Source organism: Halomonas sp. AOP30-A1-24, from assembly GCF_052378165.1.
Lineage (GTDB): Bacteria > Pseudomonadota > Gammaproteobacteria > Pseudomonadales > Halomonadaceae > Vreelandella > Vreelandella citrativorans.
In genome coordinates, this window is sequence record NZ_JBQSXL010000006.1 from 66,145 (window position 1) to 86,521 (window position 20,377).

General features: G+C 54.6%; 16 protein-coding genes. 9 read left to right on the plus strand and 7 right to left on the minus strand.

The features are described from left to right. The first annotated feature begins 7 nt into the window (after positions 1 to 7). A complete protein-coding gene (locus tag ACT3TJ_RS05015; protein ID WP_441678039.1) occupies positions 8 to 685 on the plus strand; it encodes a GntR family transcriptional regulator in 678 nt (225 codons plus the stop codon). A gap of 71 nt (positions 686 to 756) precedes the next feature. Here ACT3TJ_RS05015 and ACT3TJ_RS05020 read toward each other — a convergent pair whose 3' ends face one another. The 5 genes from ACT3TJ_RS05020 to ACT3TJ_RS05040 form a co-directional block, all read right to left on the minus strand. After that, the gene (locus tag ACT3TJ_RS05020) at positions 757 to 2,250 is read right to left on the minus strand and encodes a tripartite tricarboxylate transporter permease (protein ID WP_441678041.1); all 1,494 of its coding nucleotides are present in this window, start codon (positions 2,248 to 2,250) and stop codon (positions 757 to 759) included. A gap of 84 nt (positions 2,251 to 2,334) precedes the next feature. Further along, positions 2,335 to 2,817: a tripartite tricarboxylate transporter TctB family protein gene (locus tag ACT3TJ_RS05025; protein ID WP_087110671.1), complete on the minus strand. Its 483-nt coding sequence runs from the start codon at positions 2,815 to 2,817 to the stop codon at positions 2,335 to 2,337. Between the two features lie 100 nt (positions 2,818 to 2,917). Beyond that, positions 2,918 to 3,916 carry a Bug family tripartite tricarboxylate transporter substrate binding protein gene (locus tag ACT3TJ_RS05030; RefSeq protein WP_444621465.1) on the minus strand — a complete coding sequence of 333 codons (999 nt, stop codon included), beginning with the start codon at positions 3,914 to 3,916 and terminating at the stop codon, positions 2,918 to 2,920. Between the two features lie 174 nt (positions 3,917 to 4,090). Then, positions 4,091 to 4,822, minus strand: coding sequence for a response regulator (locus ACT3TJ_RS05035; protein WP_087110667.1), 732 nt, complete (start codon positions 4,820 to 4,822; stop codon positions 4,091 to 4,093). Positions 4,823 to 4,848: 26 nt separating this feature from the next. Then, a complete protein-coding gene (locus ACT3TJ_RS05040; protein ID WP_444621464.1) occupies positions 4,849 to 6,540 on the minus strand; it encodes an ATP-binding protein in 1,692 nt (563 codons plus the stop codon). A gap of 91 nt (positions 6,541 to 6,631) precedes the next feature. Here ACT3TJ_RS05040 and ACT3TJ_RS05045 point away from each other — a divergent pair, with 91 nt between their 5' ends. The 5 genes from ACT3TJ_RS05045 to ACT3TJ_RS05065 all read left to right on the plus strand — a co-directional run bounded on the left by ACT3TJ_RS05045 (position 6,632) and on the right by ACT3TJ_RS05065 (position 13,625). Beyond that, complete coding sequence (locus ACT3TJ_RS05045) at positions 6,632 to 7,408, plus strand: DUF481 domain-containing protein (protein ID WP_140398998.1); 777 nt, start codon at positions 6,632 to 6,634, stop codon at positions 7,406 to 7,408. A gap of 259 nt (positions 7,409 to 7,667) precedes the next feature. Next, the gene (locus ACT3TJ_RS05050) at positions 7,668 to 9,224 is read left to right on the plus strand and encodes a BCCT family transporter (protein WP_442352925.1); all 1,557 of its coding nucleotides are present in this window, start codon (positions 7,668 to 7,670) and stop codon (positions 9,222 to 9,224) included. A gap of 398 nt (positions 9,225 to 9,622) precedes the next feature. Next, complete coding sequence (locus ACT3TJ_RS05055) at positions 9,623 to 10,618, plus strand: TAXI family TRAP transporter solute-binding subunit (protein WP_172116944.1); 996 nt, start codon at positions 9,623 to 9,625, stop codon at positions 10,616 to 10,618. A gap of 160 nt (positions 10,619 to 10,778) precedes the next feature. Then, a complete protein-coding gene (locus tag ACT3TJ_RS05060; RefSeq protein WP_444624377.1) occupies positions 10,779 to 12,635 on the plus strand; it encodes a TRAP transporter permease in 1,857 nt (618 codons plus the stop codon). A gap of 72 nt (positions 12,636 to 12,707) precedes the next feature. Beyond that, positions 12,708 to 13,625: a LysR substrate-binding domain-containing protein gene (locus tag ACT3TJ_RS05065; protein ID WP_172116943.1), complete on the plus strand. Its 918-nt coding sequence runs from the start codon at positions 12,708 to 12,710 to the stop codon at positions 13,623 to 13,625. Here ACT3TJ_RS05065 and gcvA read toward each other — a convergent pair. Further along, positions 13,594 to 14,481 (minus strand): transcriptional regulator GcvA, encoded by an 888-nt coding sequence (gene gcvA / locus ACT3TJ_RS05070; protein ID WP_172116942.1) that lies wholly within the window; start codon positions 14,479 to 14,481, stop codon positions 13,594 to 13,596. The genes ACT3TJ_RS05065 and gcvA overlap by 32 nt on opposite strands. A 124-nt stretch (positions 14,482 to 14,605) precedes the next feature. On the opposite strand from gcvA, the gene amaB reads away from it, so the two are divergent. From amaB to amaA, 3 genes are all read left to right on the plus strand, one after another. Further along, entirely contained in the window at positions 14,606 to 16,099 is a 1,494-nt protein-coding gene (gene amaB / locus ACT3TJ_RS05075) for an L-piperidine-6-carboxylate dehydrogenase (RefSeq protein WP_172116941.1), read from the plus strand. Between the two features lie 64 nt (positions 16,100 to 16,163). Continuing rightward, positions 16,164 to 17,600, plus strand: a complete 1,437-nt coding sequence (gene nhaC / locus ACT3TJ_RS05080; RefSeq protein WP_172116940.1) for a Na+/H+ antiporter NhaC — start codon at positions 16,164 to 16,166, stop codon at positions 17,598 to 17,600. Between the two features lie 54 nt (positions 17,601 to 17,654). Next, positions 17,655 to 18,947: an L-pipecolate oxidase gene (amaA, locus tag ACT3TJ_RS05085; RefSeq protein WP_172116939.1), complete on the plus strand. Its 1,293-nt coding sequence runs from the start codon at positions 17,655 to 17,657 to the stop codon at positions 18,945 to 18,947. Between the two features lie 56 nt (positions 18,948 to 19,003). On the opposite strand, the gene hglS is transcribed toward amaA, so the two are convergent. After that, the gene (gene hglS / locus ACT3TJ_RS05090) at positions 19,004 to 20,377 is read right to left on the minus strand and encodes a 2-oxoadipate dioxygenase/decarboxylase HglS (protein ID WP_442353364.1); all 1,374 of its coding nucleotides are present in this window, start codon (positions 20,375 to 20,377) and stop codon (positions 19,004 to 19,006) included.

Here is a 20,377-nt window from a genome sequence, read left to right on the forward strand (position 1 = left end):
TATTGCCATGGCGTTGCGTAAATCATCCATCGCTGACCGTGTCTACGATGCGTTGAAAGACGATATTTTCGAGTTTCGCCTTCTTCCCGGCGATAAATTTAGCGAAGGCGATATCGGTGACCGGCTGGAGGCAAGCCGAACCCCGGTGCGCCAAGCGCTTTTTCAGCTCCAGCGAGAGGGGTATGTCGATGTGTTCTTTCGCAGCGGCTGGCAGGTGAAGCCGCTGGACTTCCAGAAGATCGCTGAACTCTACGACCTACGCATTACTCTGGAACAGGCGGCCGTTCACAAGCTTTGTGCCCTGCCTGAAAAGCCGCTGGTGCTGCGAACTTTACGCGATATCTGGAATCCCGCCAGCCACGCTGATCGGGCGGTGGGCAGTACGGTTCGTGCACTGGATGAAAGTTTCCATGGCGATTTAGTGGTGGCCGCTGGCAATCAGGAGATGAGCCGTATTCATCGTGAAATTACCGAGCGCCTGCGCGTCATTCGACGCCTGGACTTCACCCGCGATGATCGGGTTGATGCCACCTATCGCGAACACGCCGCCATTCTGACGGCTCTTGACGAAAACGATGCTCAGCTCGCCGCCCAACGCCTGGGGTCGCATATCCGAAGCAGCCATGGCGCCGTTCAGGAAATCACTATGGAGCGCCTTCGTGAAGCTGCCGAAGAGCAGCGCTAGCGCTTAAAAAAGCGCCCTGGGTTAACCCAGGGCGCTTATCAGCCACGCGTCCAATGTTGAGACAATACCGTCTACTCGGCAATAGCGCGTTTACGACGCTTCTTCAGCAGCGGTAAGCCAAGTGACAGTAATGCAATTACCAGCAGCGAGAGTGAAATGGGCTTATCAATAAACGTCATCCAGTCACCGCCGGAGATCTGCAGCGCACGGCGCATGGATTCTTCCATGATATTGCCCAGAATCAACGCCAGGATCAGCGGCGCCGCCGGGAAGCCAAACAGACGCATGCCCAAGCCCAACAGACCAAAGCCCAACAGCAGCAACAGGTCAAACACGCTAAAGCTCATGCCATACACGCCGATCATGCAGAAAATCAGAATCAGCGAGAGCAGCAGCGGCTTGGGCAGGTCGAGTATTTTGGCAATCAGCGGGATCAGCGGCAGGTTCAAGACCAGCAGGAAGATGTTACCGATATACATACTGGCTACCACGCCCCAGAACACATCCGGGCGTTGCTCAAGCATCATCGGGCCGGGTGTAACGCCCATCACCAGTAGCGCGCCCAGCAGTACCGCCGTGGTGCCCGAGCCCGGTACACCCAAGGTTAAAAGCGGTACAAACGAGCCGGTACACGCCGCGTTGTTGGCTGCTTCCGGCGCCGCAACGCCTTTAATATTACCCTTACCGAAGGTGTCACCGTCTTTGGCAAGACGCTTTTCCATGCTGTAGCCCAGAAACGAGCCAATCGTCGCCCCCGCGCCCGGCAGTACGCCAGTAAAGAACCCAAGTACAGAGCTACGGCTGACAGGGCCTGCAATCTCTTTTACTTCACTTCGAGTGAGTTTTAACGAACCAATGGCATTACGCGGGGCTTCTTTACCGCCACCGCCGCGCAGCAGCATGTAGAACACTTCGGCTAACGCAAAGATACCCAATGCCACGACCAGGAAGTCGATGCCATCCAGCAGTTGAATAGAGCCAAAGGTAAAGCGCTCGGTACCGGTTTGCAGGTCGATGCCCACAATCGAGATGATCACCCCAACCACAGCGGCAATGAGGCCTTTGATCAGCGACTTATCCGACAATGAGACCACGGCGGTTAAGCCCAGCACCATTAATGCAAAGTACTCAGCAGGGCCAAAGCTTACCGCTACCTTGGAGAGCAAGGGCGCGACCAACATCAAGAAGATAACCGAGACGGTCCCACCCACAAACGAGGAGTAGGCGGCAATGGCCAGCGCTTTACCCGCCATGCCTTTCTTGGCCATTGGGTAGCCATCAAAAGACGTGGCGACCGTACCTGCAACGCCCGGGGCATTGAGCAGGATAGAGGAGGTGGAACCACCGAAAATGGCGCCATAGTACACCCCTGCCATTAGGATCAAGCCGGATGACGGCTCCATGGCAAAGGTGATGGGAATCATTAAAGCCAGCGCGCTGATCGGCCCAAGGCCGGGCAGCATGCCGATGATCGTACCGGCAAACACACCGGCAAAAACGTAAGCGATATTGATAGGCTCAAGCGCGATGCCGAAGCCGTACATCAAATTATTTAAGGCATCCATGGGATCTACTCTCTTAAAAACTAGCTTAAAAACCAGCTTAAAAACCAGCCCAGAAACGGCGCAGGAGGCATTAGCAAGTCGGCGTTAGAAAGGGATAACACCGGTCGGCAAGTAAACGTCCATCACCTGTGTCATCGTCAGATACAGCGCCAGCACCACCCCTAGCGATGTCACCAGATTGACCACATGACGACGATAGCCGTAGTAAGCCGTTAACCCCGTGCACAAAAGCGTTGAGGCCAGTACAAACCCCAATGGCACCAGCAGTAGCGCATATGCGGCAATGGCCAGTGACGTAACAATCACGCGTCCCCATGGCGTCATCAGCAGCGGGCCTTGTTGCGCGTCGTGATCAATCTCATCGGCACCGGCAAGCGGTGAGGGTTTCTCGAAAAACAGAAACACAGAGAGAATCAGCAGCGAAAAGCCGAGCACTTTAGGGAACAGGTCAGAGTCGACCGGCCGCGGCAAGGGAAAGGTAGGGATTTGCCATGCCATGGCGATATACGCAGCCGCCACTAATGCCAACACCAGCGCTAACCACTGATTGGTATTTAATTTCGTCATTGGAGTTTCTCCGAGGAGCACGTACCTAATCGTCACGAACAGGCATTCCCGGCGGCACAACGAGGCCACCGGGATAACACGCTATAGCACTATAGGTTATTTATTGACGCAGTAGGCCCAGTTCGCTTAACACGCCGCTGAACTGCTCTTGCTGCTCATCAAGGAAGACACTGAACTCTTCACTGTTCTGGTAGGCATCGATCCAGCCCAACTGGTCGCGAGCTTCCTGCCAACCATCAGTTTCGAGCATTTCGGCAAACAGGTCCTGATAGTAGGTCACTGCTTCTTCCGGCATATCCGGGGTGCCCATTATGCCGCGCCAAATATCGAAGGTGTAATCCACACCCTGCTCTTGATAGGTTGGCACTTCGGCCAGACCGCCACCCAGGCGCTCCGGTGAAGAGACACCTAGCGCACGGATCTGGCTGCCTTCACCCAGTTGCCCCACCGACTCACCGGCACCGGTAATCACCGCTTCAATATGACCGCCCATCAGGTTGGTCATGGCATCGCCACCGCCGGAGAACGGAATGTAATTGACACTTGATGCCTCAAGGCCCGCTGCGGATGCCAGGCCCGCAATAGAGATATGATCCATGGAGCCAGGTGCACTGCCGCCGCCTACGCTTAAGCTGGGATCTTCCTTGAGCGCATCAAACAGGTCGTTGATCGTCTCGTACTCAGAGTCCGCCGACACCAGCACAATGGAGTAGTCAGTGATCAGGCGAGCAACTGGCGTGAAATCAGTGTGGTCATAGCGTGAGGCACCGGCCAGAGGCACCAGAATAATCGGCGGGCTGGTGGCAAACAGCTTATGCGGATTACCGCTATCACGAGCGATTTGCGCCCAAGCCACGGCACCGCCGCCGCCAGGTACGTTAATAGCCGCATAGTTCTCGTCAGCAAGCCCTTCTTGCTGAATAACGCGCGATACAGTGCGTACCAGCGTATCCCAGCCGCCACCCGGATTGGCGGGTGCCACGAACTCAACCGATTTGCTCGGTGTCCACTCTTGTGCCTGAACAGAGGTCGTCATGCCTGCCAAGGCAGCCATCGGTAGAGCGATCACGGCTAAGCGCTTCAAGGAAAGTGCGGTCATTTGGCGTTCTCCACATATATATGTTGTTGTGTGGTCCACTGTTATTATGTCGTGGTTACGCCGCGAACGTTAGAAGACGCTGCCCCTTTACGGCAAGCTTGTGAACATAAAAAACAAAATGTTCTTTGTGGGCATTTTGTTCATTTTGTTCACAGAGCACGCCAACCAGCCAACCTAAAGCGACTTGAGCCAGCTATGGGCTGCCTCAAGCAGTTGATAGCGCCGCTCTGGCCGACCCACATCACCATAGCCAAGTTCAGCACTGACTCTTTGTTCAGCCACCAAAAACTCCAGGTAGCGCCGGGCCGTTGAGCGGCTAGCGCCCATAATGCGGGCAACCTGCATGGCGGTTAGCGGCGCCGCCTCGGCGGCCATGGCCTCCCCCACTCGGCGCAGCGTTAGCCGGTCGATGCCTTTGGGCAGCGCGCTGGACGTCGGGCGCGGCGCCTCGCCTGGCTGCAGCCTTTTAAACACGTGATCCAGCTCGTCCTGGTTCATCTCATTACGCCCTGAAAGCGCCTCGCGCTCACGACGAAAACGCGCCAGCATCTGCCCCATGCGGGCAGCTTCAATCGGTTTGATCAGATAATCAAATACGCCCCCACGCAGCGCCTCGCTGATGGTTTCTACCTCACGGGCAGCGGTGACCATCACAATATCCACATGGGTATAGTCACGCCTGATCGCCCATAGAAGCTCCAGCCCTTCCACATCAGGCAGATAGGCGTCCAGCAATACCAGGTGGATAGCGGCAGCCTGTTCCGCCATTAACGCCTTGGCTTCGCTACCGTTACGGGCAACGCCTGCGATATAAAAGCCTTCGTCCTGTTCAACAAACGCTTTATGAATATCGGCAATGCGAAAATCATCTTCGACAATCAGAATGCCGTATTGAGCTGCAGGCATGCTCACTCCTCTTACGGTCGTCATTATTATGGTGAGTCGTGCGTATCAGGTTCAGCGCATAGCGAGCGGTCCAGCACCGCAATAAAGCAGGCTCCGCCCAGTTCGCTCTCCTCAAGCGTGATGGCTCCGCCATGCTGGCGACACAACCTTGCCACCAGCGCCAGGCCGATACCGCTGTGCTTGCCCGTTTTGGTAGAAAAGCCTTCCTCGAATATCGATTCAGCATGTTCAGGGAGCACGCCTGGCCCATTATCCTCTACTTCGAGCAGCAATTGCTCCCCCAGGTCGGTGAAAAACAGCCGCACGCTGGGCATACTGCTATTGGGGCCATTAAGCGCGGCATGGCAGGCATTATCCAGTAGATTACCGACCACGCTCATCATGACTTCTTGTCCAGTGGGCGTTAGTGGGCAGGAGAGCGAGCTCTGCTCGTCGATCTCAAGCGTTACGCCCAGCTCGCGCGCCCTGGTAAGCTTACCCAGCAACGTGCCGCTGAGCACTGTGTCGGCAACATGGCGCATCAAAAAACTCATTTGCGCCTGAGTCCGCTCGGTTTCCTGATAAATCAGCGCCAGCGCTTCATCGATGCGCTCAAGCTGGAGAAGCCCTGAAATGGTATAGAGCTTATTGGAGAACTCATGCGCCTGGGCGCGCAGCATATCCACATCGCGGCTTGCCTGGGTAAGCGCTTGGGAAAGGTCGACAATTTCGCGGCGGCTACGAAACGTGGCCACTGCTCCTTCAATTTCACCCTCATGCAGAATGGGCACCCGATTGACGATGGCCGGGTGATCGCCCAGCCACATCTGCTGGTCAAACTCCTGCTCACCGTGCTTCAGCACTTCCAGTAAACGGGTGTTAGGCACCACGTCCTGAATCGGCAGCCCCAGTATGACGTGCTCATCGGGCAGGTTAAGAAAGCGTTTGGCCTGCTGGTTGACCAGCGTGATGTGGCCATCCCGATTAACCGCCAGAATACCCTCGTGAATGGACTGCAGAATCGCTTCTTTTTCCATCGCCAAGCGGGCGATTTCATAAGGCTCCAGCCCCAAAATGACCTTTTTAAGGTGCTGGGAAAGCCAGTATGCCCCGGCAAACCCCAGCACAATCATCAGCCCGACCAGTGCCCAACCAAAGCTTGTGTAACGGGCAACATCCATCTCGACCCGATCCATCATAAAGCCGACGGAAACGAGCCCGATAATATTGCCCTCTTCATCCCAAACGGGCGTTTTTCCGCGCATGGCGGTGCCTAACGTGCCGGTCGCCTCGGACACGTAGGACTGCCCATAAATCAGCGCCTGGTCGTTATCGCCGCCCACCATCGCCTCGCCAAGGCGCTCAGGCACGGGGTGTGAATAGCGGATCGACTGCGCATTACCCACGACCACATAGCGCGCTCCGGTTTCTATACGCACCCGTTCTGCCAGTGGCTGAATAATCATCGCCGGCTCGGGAGTCGCGAAGGCGCTAACGATTTGGGGCATACCGGCCACTGTTTTCGCCACCGCCAACGCCCGCTCACCCATTTGATGGTTGATGATATCGGCCTTACGATGATTGAGATATGCCCCCTGAGCCAGTAGCATGCCGGCCAGCAGCAACCCCACCAACAACATCACTTGCAAACGGAAACTGCGTTTATACCAACGCCGTTTAGTACGCGTACGGCGCCAGCGCTGTAATTCAGCTAAGGTACGGGGGCGGGAATTAGTCATGGTGGAACTCAAAGTGCGTGACAGCGTCATTATGACATGCGCGGTAAGGGGGCGTTAATCGCCATCTTTTATGTCATTAGGGAGGCGCTGGGTGTTCAGCATATTTAAACGCGTTATTTCGTCGAGCAGTTACCTGTTTGCCAGTACTGCTTTTTTAAGCGTTGTGCTTGTCAGCCCCGCGGTCGCTAACCCTTTTTATGCACCTCCGCCGCCTACCGACGACGCGCCGGTTTTTAGTGGCGATGCTGAACTTGGCTTTACGCACCTTTCCGGCAACACCAATAGCCAGACGCTAATTGGCAAAACCCGCCTGACCTGGCTAACCGGCAATTTTATTCACTCGCTGCGCGGCGAGGTGCGCAACGTGAGCAAGGATGGCGAAACCAGCGCCGAACAATATTTGCTCGCTGCCCGCGAGCGCTACGATTTTAAAGGCCCGCACTATGTCTTTGGATTTGCCCGCTGGGAGAAAGATCGCTTTGCGGGCTACGACCAACAGCTTTCCGTGATTGGCGGGTATGGGCGTCAGCTGTTAGAAGGCTCGCGCCATTCACTCTCGCTTGAGGCCGGTCCTGGTTACCGTAATGACCGCTTGCGGGAAGCTGAGAATGAACAGCTCGCGGTTGCCTATACCGCTCTGGTCTATCACTGGGGGTTTTCGGATTACGCCGATATTGATCAGGAAATGTCGGTGGAATATACCGATAAAAACACCACAGGCAGATCGCTAACCGCGCTCACCGCACGGCTCAACTCTCGCATGTCGTTACGCTTGTCGCATGAGGTTAAGCACAACTCTCAACCGCCGGATGATGCCAGCGAACGTACCGATAACACCACCAGCGCCTCGTTGCTGTACCACTGGTAGCAAAAGCGGCGATGGGTGCGAATGGCCCGCCAGTAGAAGCACTGTCGCTGTTTTCGCAGTGCTTCAATAGGGAGCATTGGCCTGTTTTCCAGCCTTTATTTTAAGCCTCCCCTTTAATCGCGTTCGACTTTGGTCTAGTGGCACGATATACTAGCGCCAGTTTCCTGTCCTCGCGCCATTCAATGAATGGCGCTTTTTTTTTGCTGCGCTTTCCGCATTTGCGCTGTTTCCTCATGTTCCACCCAAGGTGTTCTTATTGATGAACCAACCAACCTCCGGTGCTGAAAGCCCTAAGCACCCATCGCTTGGCGATCCCATCGTACTCACGCTAAGCATCGGATTTATCGTGCTTTTTCTATCACTTTCCTTTTACGACCTGGACCTTGTCGCCGACTCGATCAGCCAGGGTTTTGCCTGGAGCGCGCTGACCTTCGGCACCTACTTCCAGTTTCTGATGCTGTTGACGTTCTTTATCGCCATCGGACTTGTGCTGACCCCAGCCGGCAACGCCAAGATCGGCAACCTGGATAAACCAGAGCTGAGTACCTTCAAGTGGCTTTCGATTATCCTGTGTACGCTACTGGGCGGTGGGGGCGTCTTTTTCGCCGCCGGTGAGCCGATCTATCACTTCGTGAACGTACCGCCTACCTTCGACACCGACCCGGGCGTGGCCGCCGCGGTGCCCGGGGCACTGGCGCAGTCGTTCACTCACTGGGGCTTCGTCGGCTGGGCGATACTGGGTTCGCTCACCGCGATTGTGCTGGCCCACGCCCACTACGTGAAAGGCCAGCCACTGCAACCGCGCACCCTGCTCTACCCGTTATTCGGCGAGCGCGTGATGCGTGGTCCGTTGGGTGGCGTGGTGGATACCTGCTGCGTACTGGCGGTAGTAGCGGGCACCGTCGGGCCGGTCGGTTTTCTGGCTACCCAGGTCAGCCATGGCCTCGAGGTGCTGTTTGGGCTGCCCAACACCTTCGTTACCCGGCTTTTGGTTCTGGCGACCCTGGGCATGGTGTACGTGCTTTCCGCGGTCAGCGGTGTGCACAAGGGCATGCAGCTCTTGAGCCGCTTCAATGTCATGCTGGCGCTGGGCATCGGCGCGGTCATCTTTTTGTTCGGGCCGACACTGTTTCTGTTCAACAGCTACTTTGCCGGCATGGGCACGTATCTGGACGACTTCTTCAAGATGGTCACCACCACCGCGGAAACCGCACCGGCGGATTGGATGCAGTGGTGGATCGTGTTCTTCTACGCTTGGTTCATCGCCTTTGCGCCCTTGATGGCGATCTTCGTGGCGCGTATCTCCCGCGGGCGCACCATTCGCGAGATGATCCTGGCCGTGGCGGTCATCGCTCCCATCGCCACCACGGTCTGGTTCACGCTGCTGGGCGGCTCGGGCATTTACTACCAACTGACCGGCGTGATCGATCTGACCGATGCGCTGACGAACTTTCAGTTCGACATCGCCACGCTCGCCTTGGCCCAGGCATTGCCCGGCGGCACCTGGATGGCGCTGGCGATCCTGCTGCTGACGACCATCTTCGTGGCCACCACCGGCGACTCCATGAGCTACTCCATTGCCATGGTCGGTGCGGGCCACGACGAGCCCAGCCCGTTTCTACGCGCCTTCTGGGGCGTGACCATGACGATCATGGCCGCGGTACTGCTGGCCATGCGTGAAGGCCAGATCGCCGCGCTGCAGCAATTCATCGTGATTACCGCCGTGCCGGTATCTTTGATTCTGCTGCCCTCCCTTTGGGATGGCCCGAAAGCGGCGTTCGCCATGGCCCGGGAGCAGGGCATTATTGACAGCTAGCGACTCTGGTAAATCTTTCTCATCTGAATGTGATGTGCATGGCCTTATTGTATGAGGCCATGCATTCCCACATTGAATACAAACAATGCTAATTTTAACTAGCATTTTACAGCGTTAAGCTACGCCGCTCCCCTAGTTATAAGTAACTTATGAAATTTAATTTCATGTAAATGGTGCTTTTGTAATTAGCTGACAAGCAATTCTCACTCTGACTATGAGAAAATGGAATGCATACGCAACTTAATTTCTTTTGTCTGCTGCCCCGTGTGTGTGAACAATAGCCAGTCTATTTTCCGCTCTCTTTTCCGCTTAGTCACTCTTCACTCATAAAGCGAAGACTTGATCGAGCTATGGGCGCATCTGAATTATTAAAAATAATTTTATTAGCAGGAGTTAATATGAAACCTTACCTGTCCAAGGTCTGCTGTGGCTTAAGTGCTGGTCTTTTACTAGCGGGATGTAGTAGTGACAGTAAGCCTAATATCGCTATTGGGCCTCCTGCCAGTACAACGCAAAGCGTTTCCCAACTGCTGTTTGATGCCTACGGTATAGGCAAGGACAAATACAGCACGTATCAAGAGGGCTTTGGCGCTGCACTTGATGGCGTACAAGATGGCAACATTGATATTTCGATCGGCATTCTTGGTTTGCCTTCAGGTAGTATTGAAAACCTGCAGGCTTCAAGCGGTGACGCTCGACTATTGGGTCTAAGTGACGAGGCGATCGACTACATAGAAGCCAATAGTGCCTATAAGCGTTTCACGATTCCCGCAGGTAGCTACGACTTTCAGGACCAGGATGTAGAAACCATCACGGCCTACGCTGTCTTGGTCGGCAATACCCAGACGATTGATGAAGAACTCGGCTATGAGCTGGCGCGTTTGATGCATCAACACGCTGAAGAGAATACACACGCTCAGTCAGCCTTCATGACCCTGGAAAATGCCTTGAACGGCTCTGAAGGCCTGCCGATTCACCCTGGTGCCAAGCGCTACTATGAGGAGCAAGGGCTGACGGTCGATAACCCCGTGGCAGAGCTTGGTGATATCGAACCGAAAAGTGAATTCGTTCTGGGCACCGGTAGCCAAGGCGGTACTTACTACCCACTGGGTGGCGAAATGGCGACTATCTGGAATCGTTACCTGGATGGCCAGAATTTTACCAACATCGAAACCGGTGCCTCCATCGAGAACCTGGTCAGCATCCGCGATAACAATATGGACCTGGGGATGACGGTTCACGCCCCAGCGCAAGACGCCGTTGCAGGCCGTGGTGAGTTCGACGGTGGTGCTATCGATAACGTCGCATTCATCGGGCATATCTACCCGGAAGTCATCCAGATTGTCACTCGTGACCGCTCCGAGATCGAAAGTCTGGGCGACCTGGCCAATTAATTTGTGATCCCTTCCCGCCGCTGGGTAAACCAGCGGCGTCATCCGCATGAGGCTTAAACGTGGATAAAAAAAAACTCCTGACGAAGCATCGCTATTAGAGAAATATGATCGCGAGTCGCAGATACGCTCGCCGCTCCAATTAGGCAAATGGGCGTGGCTCATTACCCTGATGGGCGTATCCCTCACCTGCTTCCATCTATACACCGCGTATTTCGGCACGCTTCCCTCGCAGCAGCAAGGCGCGGTTCACCTCGGCATGGCCCTTGGGATGATATTCATCCTATTTCCTGCCACACGTGGCACTGGCCCTCGCCATGGTGTTCCCTGGTACGACATCGTACTGGCCTTCGCGGCAACCTTTGCAGCCTATTATAAAATCATTTTTTATGAAGAGGTGCTGCGCGCCCGGATTACCGGCTACTCTACGTTTGATCTCACCATAGCCGTGCTCGGCGTACTGTTTGTTCTGGAGGCAACCCGCCGTACCGTTGGCATGCCCATTGTCATCATGGCTACGTTAGCGATTCTATACGCGCTGTTTGGCAACTTGATTCCGAGTCCTTTACTCTCGCATCCGGGTTTTGCCCTTGAGCAGATCTCGCCATATTTATGGTTTAGAGAAAGCGGGGTATTTGGCACACCGCTGCAAATATCGGCGCGCTTTATCTTCCTGTTTCTATTCTTCGGCGTGGTATTGATGCATACCGGCGTGGGCCGCTTCTTTAACGATCTGGCGTTTGCTGCCACCGGCCGTTTTACCGGCGGAGCAGGGAAAGCAGCCGTCATGGCAAGCTCACTACAAGGCATGATTTCCGGAAGCTCAATCGGTAATACCGTTGCCTCGGGCTCGTTCACTATCCCGATGATGAAGAATGCTCGCTTCAAGCCTGAAGTCGCAGGCGCCATTGAAGCCTCAGCCTCAACCGGCGGGCAAATCATGCCGCCGCTGATGGGGGCGGCTGCCTTCATCATGGTGGAGTATGTGGGGGTCTCTTACCGGGAGATCATGTTTGCCGCGTTGATTCCGGCCATTCTCTATTTCACCGGTATTTTTATTGGCGTCCACTTTGAAGCCAAGCGTCACCGCATTCTGGGACTTCCCAAGGATCAGTTGCCCAGCAAGCGCAAGCTGATGCTGGAAAAGGGCTACATGCTGCTGCCGCTGCTGGTTATCGTGACCACGATCAGCATCGGGTTTACGGCTCAGCGGGCGGCCTTGCTGGGTATCGCCTGTGCCTTTGCGGTGAGCCTGGTGCGTAAAGAGACGCGACCTACCTTGAAAGGCGTTCTCAATATCTTTGAACAGGGGGCTCGCGTGGCCTTGCCGGTCATTGCCGCCGTCGCGTGTGCAGGCATCATTGCAGGCGTCGTGGGCATGACCGGCATGGGGGCGAAATTTGCAGCCGGTATCATCAGTCTAGCAGACGGCGTGTTGATACTTGCCCTGCTGTTCACCATGGTCGCCTGCATTGTGCTGGGCATGGGCCTACCCACCACGGCCAACTATGTGGTGACGGCCACCATCGCGGCACCAGCGCTGATCAACGAGTTTGGCCTGCCCCCCATGGCAGTACACCTGTTCGTGTTTTATTTCGGCATCATCGCGGATATCACCCCGCCAGTGTGCTTGGCGGCCTTTGCCGGCGCAGGCATCGCTCAGGCTAATCCGATGAAGACCGGCTTTACCGCCGTTAAATTGGCCATAGGGGCCTTTATCATCCCCTACGCATTTATCTATAATCCTATGCTGGTATTGGTAGACCCTACACCGCTTGGGTTGATCAGTGCGTTGGCCTTCTCACTACTCGGCATCATGGGCGTCAGCAGCGCATTACTGGGTTACTTTATTCGCGACTCCCGCGTATGGGAGCGTCTAGTGCTCTTGGCCGCCGGGCTTGCCATGGTCGTCCCTGAACTAATGACCAGCGGCTTAGGACTGATTGCCATGGCAGCCATTGGCTGGTGGCAGTCACGTCGAAAGGATGCTTTCCAGGATGCTCAGCCACTCGCTTCATGAGTTATGATCACCTCAACATTACCCCGGTGCTTGGCTGCCGGGGTGATTCACAGGTTATCAGGAGCATCCCCCTTGGCCTCACGCAACCTTCCTTCAACCGCCGCCATGCAGTGTTTCGAGGCGGCGGCGCGCCATATGAGCTTTACCCGGGCGGCCGATGAGTTAAGCCTGACCCAGAGTGCGGTCAGCAAGCAGGTCGCCCACCTTGAATCTACGCTGCAGCATAAGCTATTTCGCCGCGTAAGACGCACGCTTGTGCTGACACCAGAGGGCGCCATCTTCTTAAGCGACGTACGCAAGGTACTCGCCCAGATAGAGATGTCGACTCACGCCATCATGACTTATAGCGGCAATAGCGAAGTGCTTAAAGTGGCCACTTTGCCAAGCTTTGGCAGCCGTTGGCTAGCGGACAAGCTACCCCCCTTTTTAGCTGCAAACCCGGGCATTAGCCTGGAATTTCACGACAGGGTTGAAGACTTTGCCCTTGAACAACAAGATATCGATATTGCTCTGTTTTATGGTCACGGTAGTTGGCCTAATCTTGCTTGCCATAAACTGGTAGATGAGGAGATGGTCGCGGTTGCCGCTCCATCGCTTCTGGCTCAACACCCTATCCATACTGCGAGTGACTTGGCCCAGCTGCAACTACTTCACCTTTCTACCCGCCCGGATGCCTGGCACCACTGGTTTGCAGGACAACAGATCACCACTGATCGCAGCTACCACGGCACTCGTTTTGAAACCTTCCCCATGCTGGTACGCACCGCCATGGCAGGTGGGGGCGTTGCTTTAGTGCCACACTTTACCGTGGATGAAGAGTTGGCCGCCGAGCGCCTTGTACTCGCCTGGCCGCATCGGTTATACAGCGAGAGCGCGTATTATCTTGTTTACCCTGAGCACCTGGGTGAACTGGGTAAAGTACGCCGCTTCGTCGAGCACATTACGGCCAGTGCCGCTATTAATCCAAACGCTGGCAAATCCACTCGATAAAAACGCGTACTTTATAAAGTTCCGTCATATGTTCTGGATATGCCATGTAGTAAGCATCCTTGCTTTTTAACGAGAATTGCCAAGGAATAATCAGTTTGCCTTCGTCAAGCTCTTCTTGAGCTAGAAATTTCGGTACCAGCGCCACACCGCAGCCCGCACGCGCTGCGCGTAATGCCATATAAAACGTATCAAATCGCGGGCCGTGATAACTGTGTTCCGTATAGAGCGACTGCGCGTCGAACCATTCGTGCCACGCCTCGGGGCGAGTGGACACCTGTAATAACACCAAACCAGTTAGTGCCAAGGGGGTATCCACTCCCTTTTGCTTAATCGTCGAAGGTGCACAAACAGGAACCAGCTCCTCGTCCAATAGTTTAATGCACTCCGCCCTCGGCCATACCCCGTGGCCAAAAAAGAAAGCCACTTCAATACGCTCTTTTTGCATATCGAATGGCTCTGAGCGATTGGAAATATTGAGATTGATAGAGGGGTGCTGATGGCGAAACCCATTCAACCGTGGGATTAGCCAACGTGCTCCAAAGGTTGGCAAAGTTGCCACATTGAGCACGTCTGATTCCACCCCGTACGACTGCATATAGCGTGTCGACATCTCTACCTGAGCCAAAATTTTACGCGCCTCACCTAGGTACACAGCACCTTCCGGCGTCAGGTGAAGGCGCTTTCTCACTCGCCGAAACAGAGGGTGTAGCAAAGTAGTTTCAAGTTGCGCGACCTGCTTACTTACCGCGCTTTGCGTCAGGCTTAATTCATCTGCCGCACGAGTAAAGCTAAGGTGCCGTGCAGCTGCCTCAAAACAGTGCAAAGCCGTTAAAGACGGCAAATGATTACGGCGCATGCCAACCCCACTTAATGAAAAAAAAGAATGATATTTTTCTTAATCATCGTTTGAACGCTTGCTCAAAGCCTAGCAATACTGGCATCACATCCATGCGATTCAAAACATAATACGAGGTATAAGAATGATTCATTCTCTAATGGAAAAAATGGGCGTGGCAACTCATCAATATCAAGGCGGAGATCTTGTGGTGACCACGCCAGTCGATGGCAGTGAAATTGGACGCCTAAAAGTGGCCTCACAAAGCGAAGTGGATACAGCGATCGCCAACGCCGAAGAAGCCTTTCTTGCCTGGAGAAGTGTTCCTGCTCCCCGCCGCGGCGAGCTAGTTCGTTTATTCGGCGATCAACTACGCCAGCATAAAGAAGCACTGGGTGAACTAGTAACATGGGAGTGCGGCAAGATTTTGCAGGAAGGGCTTGGCGAAGTGCAGGAAATGATCGATATCTGCGACCTTGCCGTTGGTCAGTCACGACAACTGTTCGGTCTGACCATCGCTTCCGAGCGACCAGGCCACCATATGCGTGAAAGCTGGCATCCCCTAGGTCCGATTGGACTGATTACGGCCTTCAATTTTCCGGTAGCTCCTTGGGCATGGAATGCTGCACTCGCCCTGGTTTGTGGCAACAGTTTGCTTTGGAAGCCATCAGAAAAAACTCCCTTAACCGCACTAGCCTGTCAGGCACTACTGGATCGCGCTATTGAGCAGTTTGGTGACGATGCTCCCAAGCACCTAAGCCAAGTGATTATTGGCGAGCGAGAAGCTGGTGAGCAGTTGGTGGATGACCCTCGTATTGCTCTTATCAGTGCCACTGGCAGCACGCGCATGGGCCGTGAAGTAGGTCCCAAGGTGGCAGCACGTTTTGGCCGTAGCATTCTTGAGCTGGGCGGTAATAACGCCATGGTGCTCGCTCCAAGCGCGGACCTGGATATGGCAACCCGTGCAATTCTTTTTTCAGCAGTAGGCACTGCTGGCCAGCGGTGCACTACCCTGCGCCGTCTGGTTGTGCACGAATCCATTAAAGACGAAGTGCTAGCCCGTCTGAAGAAATCCTATAGCGCCATTTCCATTGGCAACCCGCTTAAAGGCAACCTAGTTGGGCCACTGATCGACCACCAAGCCTTTGATGCAATGCAGAGCGTGCTGACCAAAGCGCGAGAGCATGGCGCTGAAGTGTTTGGCGGTGACCGTGTGGAGATTGCCGGTAGCGATAACGGCTACTACGTTGCTCCGGCGATCGTTGAGATGGCCGAGCAAAATTCGCTGGTGAGACATGAAACTTTTGCCCCCATTCTGTATGTACTTACTTACAAAGAGTTAGACGAAGCAATTGCCACTAATAACGATGTTCCCCAGGGTTTGTCATCGTGCATTTTCACTACCGACGTACGCGAAGCTGAAACGTTCGTATCCGCGGTAGGCAGTGACTGCGGTATTGCCAACGTTAATATTGGCCCGAGCGGCGCTGAAATCGGTGGCGCCTTTGGCGGCGAGAAAGAAACCGGTGGCGGCCGCGAATCAGGGTCTGACGTTTGGAAAAGCTATATGCGTCGCCAGACAAACACCGTCAACTACTCTCGAGAACTGCCTTTAGCTCAAGGAATTAAATTCGACTAAACCTCTCGCTATTGAGGGCCCTCACTTGTCGGGCCCTCACGATAAAATAAAAAGAAGGTGATTTATGCGTGACGATGTCCAAATCGGCCCGACGCCGGGTTTAGTGATGGCAATATTACCGCTCCTTGCCACCACTGCTATTTTGATTTTGCAGTTTTTTGTTTTCTCAGACTTCACCCCCCACATCCCATTGGCTTTCGGCATTATGATTTGCGCGCTTTGTGGGCGCATTCGCGGCGTACCCTGGCAAAGAATGGAAAACTCGATGCTTGAGGTAGTCAAACTAGGTATACCTGCGATTTTTATTCTCATGGCAGTTGGCATGGTTATCGGCACTTGGATTCTTTCTGGCACGGTACCAACGCTGATGTACTATGGCTTCCAACTTGTCTCCCCATCGTATTTTCTCGTTGCTACCTGCTTGGTAAGTGCTTTGGTATCACTTGCTACAGGCACCTCCTGGGGAACTATCGGCACCCTTGGGCTCGCCCTAATGGGGATCGGAGAGGGCCTCGGCATTCCCATGTATTTGACCGGTGGGGCATTGGTATCCGGCGCGTTCTTTGGCGATAAAATGTCGCCTTTGTCAGAAACCACCAATTTAACGCCAGCTGTGTGTGAGACAGATTTATGGACGCACATACGCAGCATGATGGCGACTACCGTGCCGGCCATGTTGATAGCACTTATTTTGTATATCTGGCTGGGTGCCAGCTATGGCGGACAGTTCGAGCACAGCACCGATATAGCCACATTTCGTCAAGCTTTGGACGACACTTTTACCCTTTCCTGGGTAACCCTGATTCCACCGTGTGTCGTTATCGCCCTGGCACTTGCCAAGTTTCCACCCTTCCCCACTATTTTCACCGGGGCAGCGCTAGGCGGGCTGGTTGCGATTGGCGTTCAGGGAGAAACCCTGCACGCAGTATTTGATGCCATGCAAAATGGCTTTAGCAGTAACACTGGCAATACCGCGATTGATGCTCTGTTAAGCAGTGGTGGCGTACTCTCAATGACGTGGGTCGTTACTTTAACGTTCTTTGCCTTAGGTTTTGCTGGCATGCTGGAGGCCTATGGCACCGTAGATGCAATTATTAAACAGTTGATGCGCTTGATTAAAGGGCGCTTTAGCCTGATCGCAACAAGTTCGGGCACCACCCTTGCGGTCAGCACCATCATCGGGGATGTCTATACCACGCTAGTACTGCCAGGCCGCTTACTGAAAGGGCAATATCAAGCGATGGGTTATAAAACATCAACGCTTTCACGCGCGATCGAGGATAACGGCACACTTTCATCTCCCTTGATTCCCTGGAATATGGGCGGCGGTTTTGTGGCATCCACCATCGGTGTCCCCACCTTGGCATATGCGCCTTTCGCTTTTGCTTGCTGGTTATCTCCCTTGTTCGGCCTACTTTGGGGGTTAACCGGCCGTTTTATTCCCCACGAGGATGCCGCCGCCCCCTCCAAAACGACGCTCTCCTCTCAACCAACAGCGTAACAAACAAGGTCGGCCCTTGAGCCGGCCTGCGCTTTTTTCAGGAGATATTATAAAATGCAAACCGCCCTCTCCGAGCGCTGCCTTTGGCTGCAAACAAGCACAGAAGAGCCTTTCCAATACCCGTCACTCGGCCACCATGAAGAAGCGACTGTCTGCGTGGTGGGCGGAGGTATAACAGGCCTTTCCACAGCGCTTCATTTGGCAGAAAAAGGTATCAAAACGACGCTATTAGAGGCAGGGGATATCCCCAGCGGTGGGTCAGGGCGCAATGTTGGCTTAGTCAATGCAGGGCTTTGGATTCCACCCGACGATATCGTAGCCGCTCTGGGTGCAGAGAAAGGCGAGCGTGCGAATACCGTGCTGGGCGGTGCTCCCGCCAAAGTGTTCGAGACTATTGAACGTTACGGCATTCAGTGTGACCCGACACGAGAAGGCACACTTCATCTTGGCCATAATGCCAAAGGAGGCCAAGAGCTTGAACGTCGCCGGGATCAGCTACAAAACCGTGGCGCCCCCGTTACCTTATTAACCGGTGACGCCTGCGAGCAGATCACCGGGACAGCAAAAATTAAAGCGGCGCTGCTGGATAAGCGGGCAGGCACGCTAAACCCCTGCGCTTATACACGTGGGCTTGCCCGTGCCGCTCATAATCTGGGGGCTACGCTTTACTGCCAAAGCGGTGTTACGGGCATTGAGCGACAAGGAGACCGTTGGCGCGTATTGACTCACAACGGTAGCGTAACGGCCGATAAAGTCGTCATAGCCACAAATGCTTACACAGAAGATGCCTGGAACCAGGTTCGCAAACATTTTTTTATTGGTCACTACTACCAGCTTGCTTCAGAACCGCTAAGCGGTGATGCTGCCGATGCAATTCTTCCCGAGCGCCAAGGCGCCTGGGATACCCGTACCGTGCTAAGTAGCATACGCCGTGATAAGGAGGGCCGGCTGCTGCTTGGCAGTCTGGGTAAGGGCGAAGGTAAGCCACTTAGTTATCTTAGTTGCTGGGCGGATACCATTCAGAATCATTACTTCCCAGCGCTTGGCAAAGTACGTTGGGACTACACATGGACGGGTAAGATCGCGTTTACGCCTGACCATACGCTGCGCCTGTTTGAGCCAGCCCCCGGCATTCTAGCAGCGACAGGCTATAACGGGCGTGGTGTGACTACGGGTACCGTTGTGGGTGAAGGCTTTGCCCACTACATAGCCAGTGGCGACGATAGCCTGCTGCCCCTGCCAATTTCACAGCCCAAGCAAATCAAAGCGCGCCCGCTATGGCGCTGTGCTTATGAAAGTGGCTTTGCGCTATATCATGCGGGCCAGTGCTTAAGAGTACTGATCTAATCCAAGCTACATTAGCCGTATGCGCCCTTAAGGGCGCATACTGTTAGCATGGCGCCTCATACGGATGCAGTGGAGCTCATTTGGGCCAACACACGCTGTTTAGAAGCCTGTTCCCGTTCGGCATAAAGAGCCAGTTCATCGGTCACCGGGGCGCCTAACGCCTCTTCAAACGCTTCACGATTGGCATTGCCAGCATAGGCTTCGTTTTCGCCGCCGCCCAGGTTTGACTGGAAGATACCCGCCGCACTGACCGGCAAGAAGTCTTCATAGGTAATCGGCTGTGCTTCCACCAGACCTTTGGCAATTAGGGCGTCTATATCGGTACTGGCATCACCTGTAGCAGCTTTTCCGGCTTCTGTGAGGTGATAGTGGAAGTAGGCCAGACCTTCGCGGCGCATTGCCTCATCGCTGTCCGGCATGGTGGTAAAGACCTTATCCATAACGGCTTGGTGAGCGTTGTTATCCAGCCCGATGGCTTGCTTGCGGCCTTCGTTAAGCAGCTGATCATAAAGCGCGCGCCCTTTCGGCGTTAGCGCCATGCCACGCTGCTCAATTTCGCCAAAGCGAGCAGTGTGCGTGCCTTGGTTATCGCCTGCAAAGCGGATCGACTCCTCTAACGCTTTAAAGCTTGTCTGACGCAGCAAAATGGGCGCTTCACGGCGCGGCGGGCCTTCGATGACGGCCTTCGGGTTCATACCGACGCTTGGCATGCGGCGCTGCACTTCATCGATATCCAACGTGCGCGGCGTTAAATGGTTGATATGCGGCCCACGAAAGCACACTACATCGGCGATCAGGCGGTGTTCATCGCTCAGCGCTTGATAAGTATCCAGATCGACCGTGGCATCCTGGTGCCAACGAAACGTTTCCAAGGCCTCGGTAACAAACTGATCTGCTTCCTCTGAGGTTAACCCGCCTTGTGACTCAAAGCGTTCAATCAGCTCACGCACATTGGGAGTAAAAATATTTCGTTGGGCGAGGATTTCCTCAGCACGCTGGCGCAGCAGCTCACTATCGATAAGTTCCAGGCGCAGCAGCGAGGTAAAAATACGAAACGGGTTACAGGCCAGCGCATCATCCTCAATAGGGCGAAACGCGGTGGAGTGAACCGGCACCCCAGCTTCAGAAAGATCGTAATAGCCCACCGGATACATGCCCATCACGGCAAACAGGCGGCGCAGCATGGATAGCTCTTCGGCTGAACCCACGCGAATCGCTCCGTGGCGTTCTACGCTCAGGCGCGCAAGCTCGCCCTGGGCCTCCAGTCGACGGCGTAACTCTGGCTGCTGGCTAAGCGTCTCCTGATTCACCTGCTCAACCAACTTTAGTAGCGTGCCGTATTGGGGGACTTCCGTTTGGTACATCACCGACATGGCTTTGGAGAAACGGTCTCGAATAGCATTGGTGGCTAAAAACACGGACTGGGTCAT

Excerpts from the sequence above, each read along its gene's own strand:
- ACT3TJ_RS05015 (WP_441678039.1), top strand. The coding sequence starts at position 8 with ATGGCGTTGCGTAAATCATCCATCGCTGACCGTGTCTACGATGCGTTG.
- ACT3TJ_RS05020 (WP_441678041.1), bottom strand. The coding sequence starts at position 2,250 with ATGGATGCCTTAAATAATTTGATGTACGGCTTCGGCATCGCGCTTGAG.
- ACT3TJ_RS05025 (WP_087110671.1), bottom strand. The coding sequence starts at position 2,817 with ATGACGAAATTAAATACCAATCAGTGGTTAGCGCTGGTGTTGGCATTA.
- ACT3TJ_RS05030 (WP_444621465.1), bottom strand. The coding sequence starts at position 3,916 with ATGACCGCACTTTCCTTGAAGCGCTTAGCCGTGATCGCTCTACCGATG.
- ACT3TJ_RS05035 (WP_087110667.1), bottom strand. The coding sequence starts at position 4,822 with ATGCCTGCAGCTCAATACGGCATTCTGATTGTCGAAGATGATTTTCGC.
- ACT3TJ_RS05040 (WP_444621464.1), bottom strand. The coding sequence starts at position 6,540 with ATGACTAATTCCCGCCCCCGTACCTTAGCTGAATTACAGCGCTGGCGC.
- ACT3TJ_RS05050 (WP_442352925.1), top strand. The coding sequence starts at position 7,668 with ATGAACCAACCAACCTCCGGTGCTGAAAGCCCTAAGCACCCATCGCTT.
- ACT3TJ_RS05055 (WP_172116944.1), top strand. The coding sequence starts at position 9,623 with ATGAAACCTTACCTGTCCAAGGTCTGCTGTGGCTTAAGTGCTGGTCTT.
- gcvA (WP_172116942.1), bottom strand. The coding sequence starts at position 14,481 with ATGCGCCGTAATCATTTGCCGTCTTTAACGGCTTTGCACTGTTTTGAG.
- amaB (WP_172116941.1), top strand. The coding sequence starts at position 14,606 with ATGATTCATTCTCTAATGGAAAAAATGGGCGTGGCAACTCATCAATAT.
- nhaC (WP_172116940.1), top strand. The coding sequence starts at position 16,164 with ATGCGTGACGATGTCCAAATCGGCCCGACGCCGGGTTTAGTGATGGCA.
- amaA (WP_172116939.1), top strand. The coding sequence starts at position 17,655 with ATGCAAACCGCCCTCTCCGAGCGCTGCCTTTGGCTGCAAACAAGCACA.
- hglS (WP_442353364.1), bottom strand. The coding sequence starts at position 20,377 with ATGACCCAGTCCGTGTTTTTAGCCACCAATGCTATTCGAGACCGTTTC.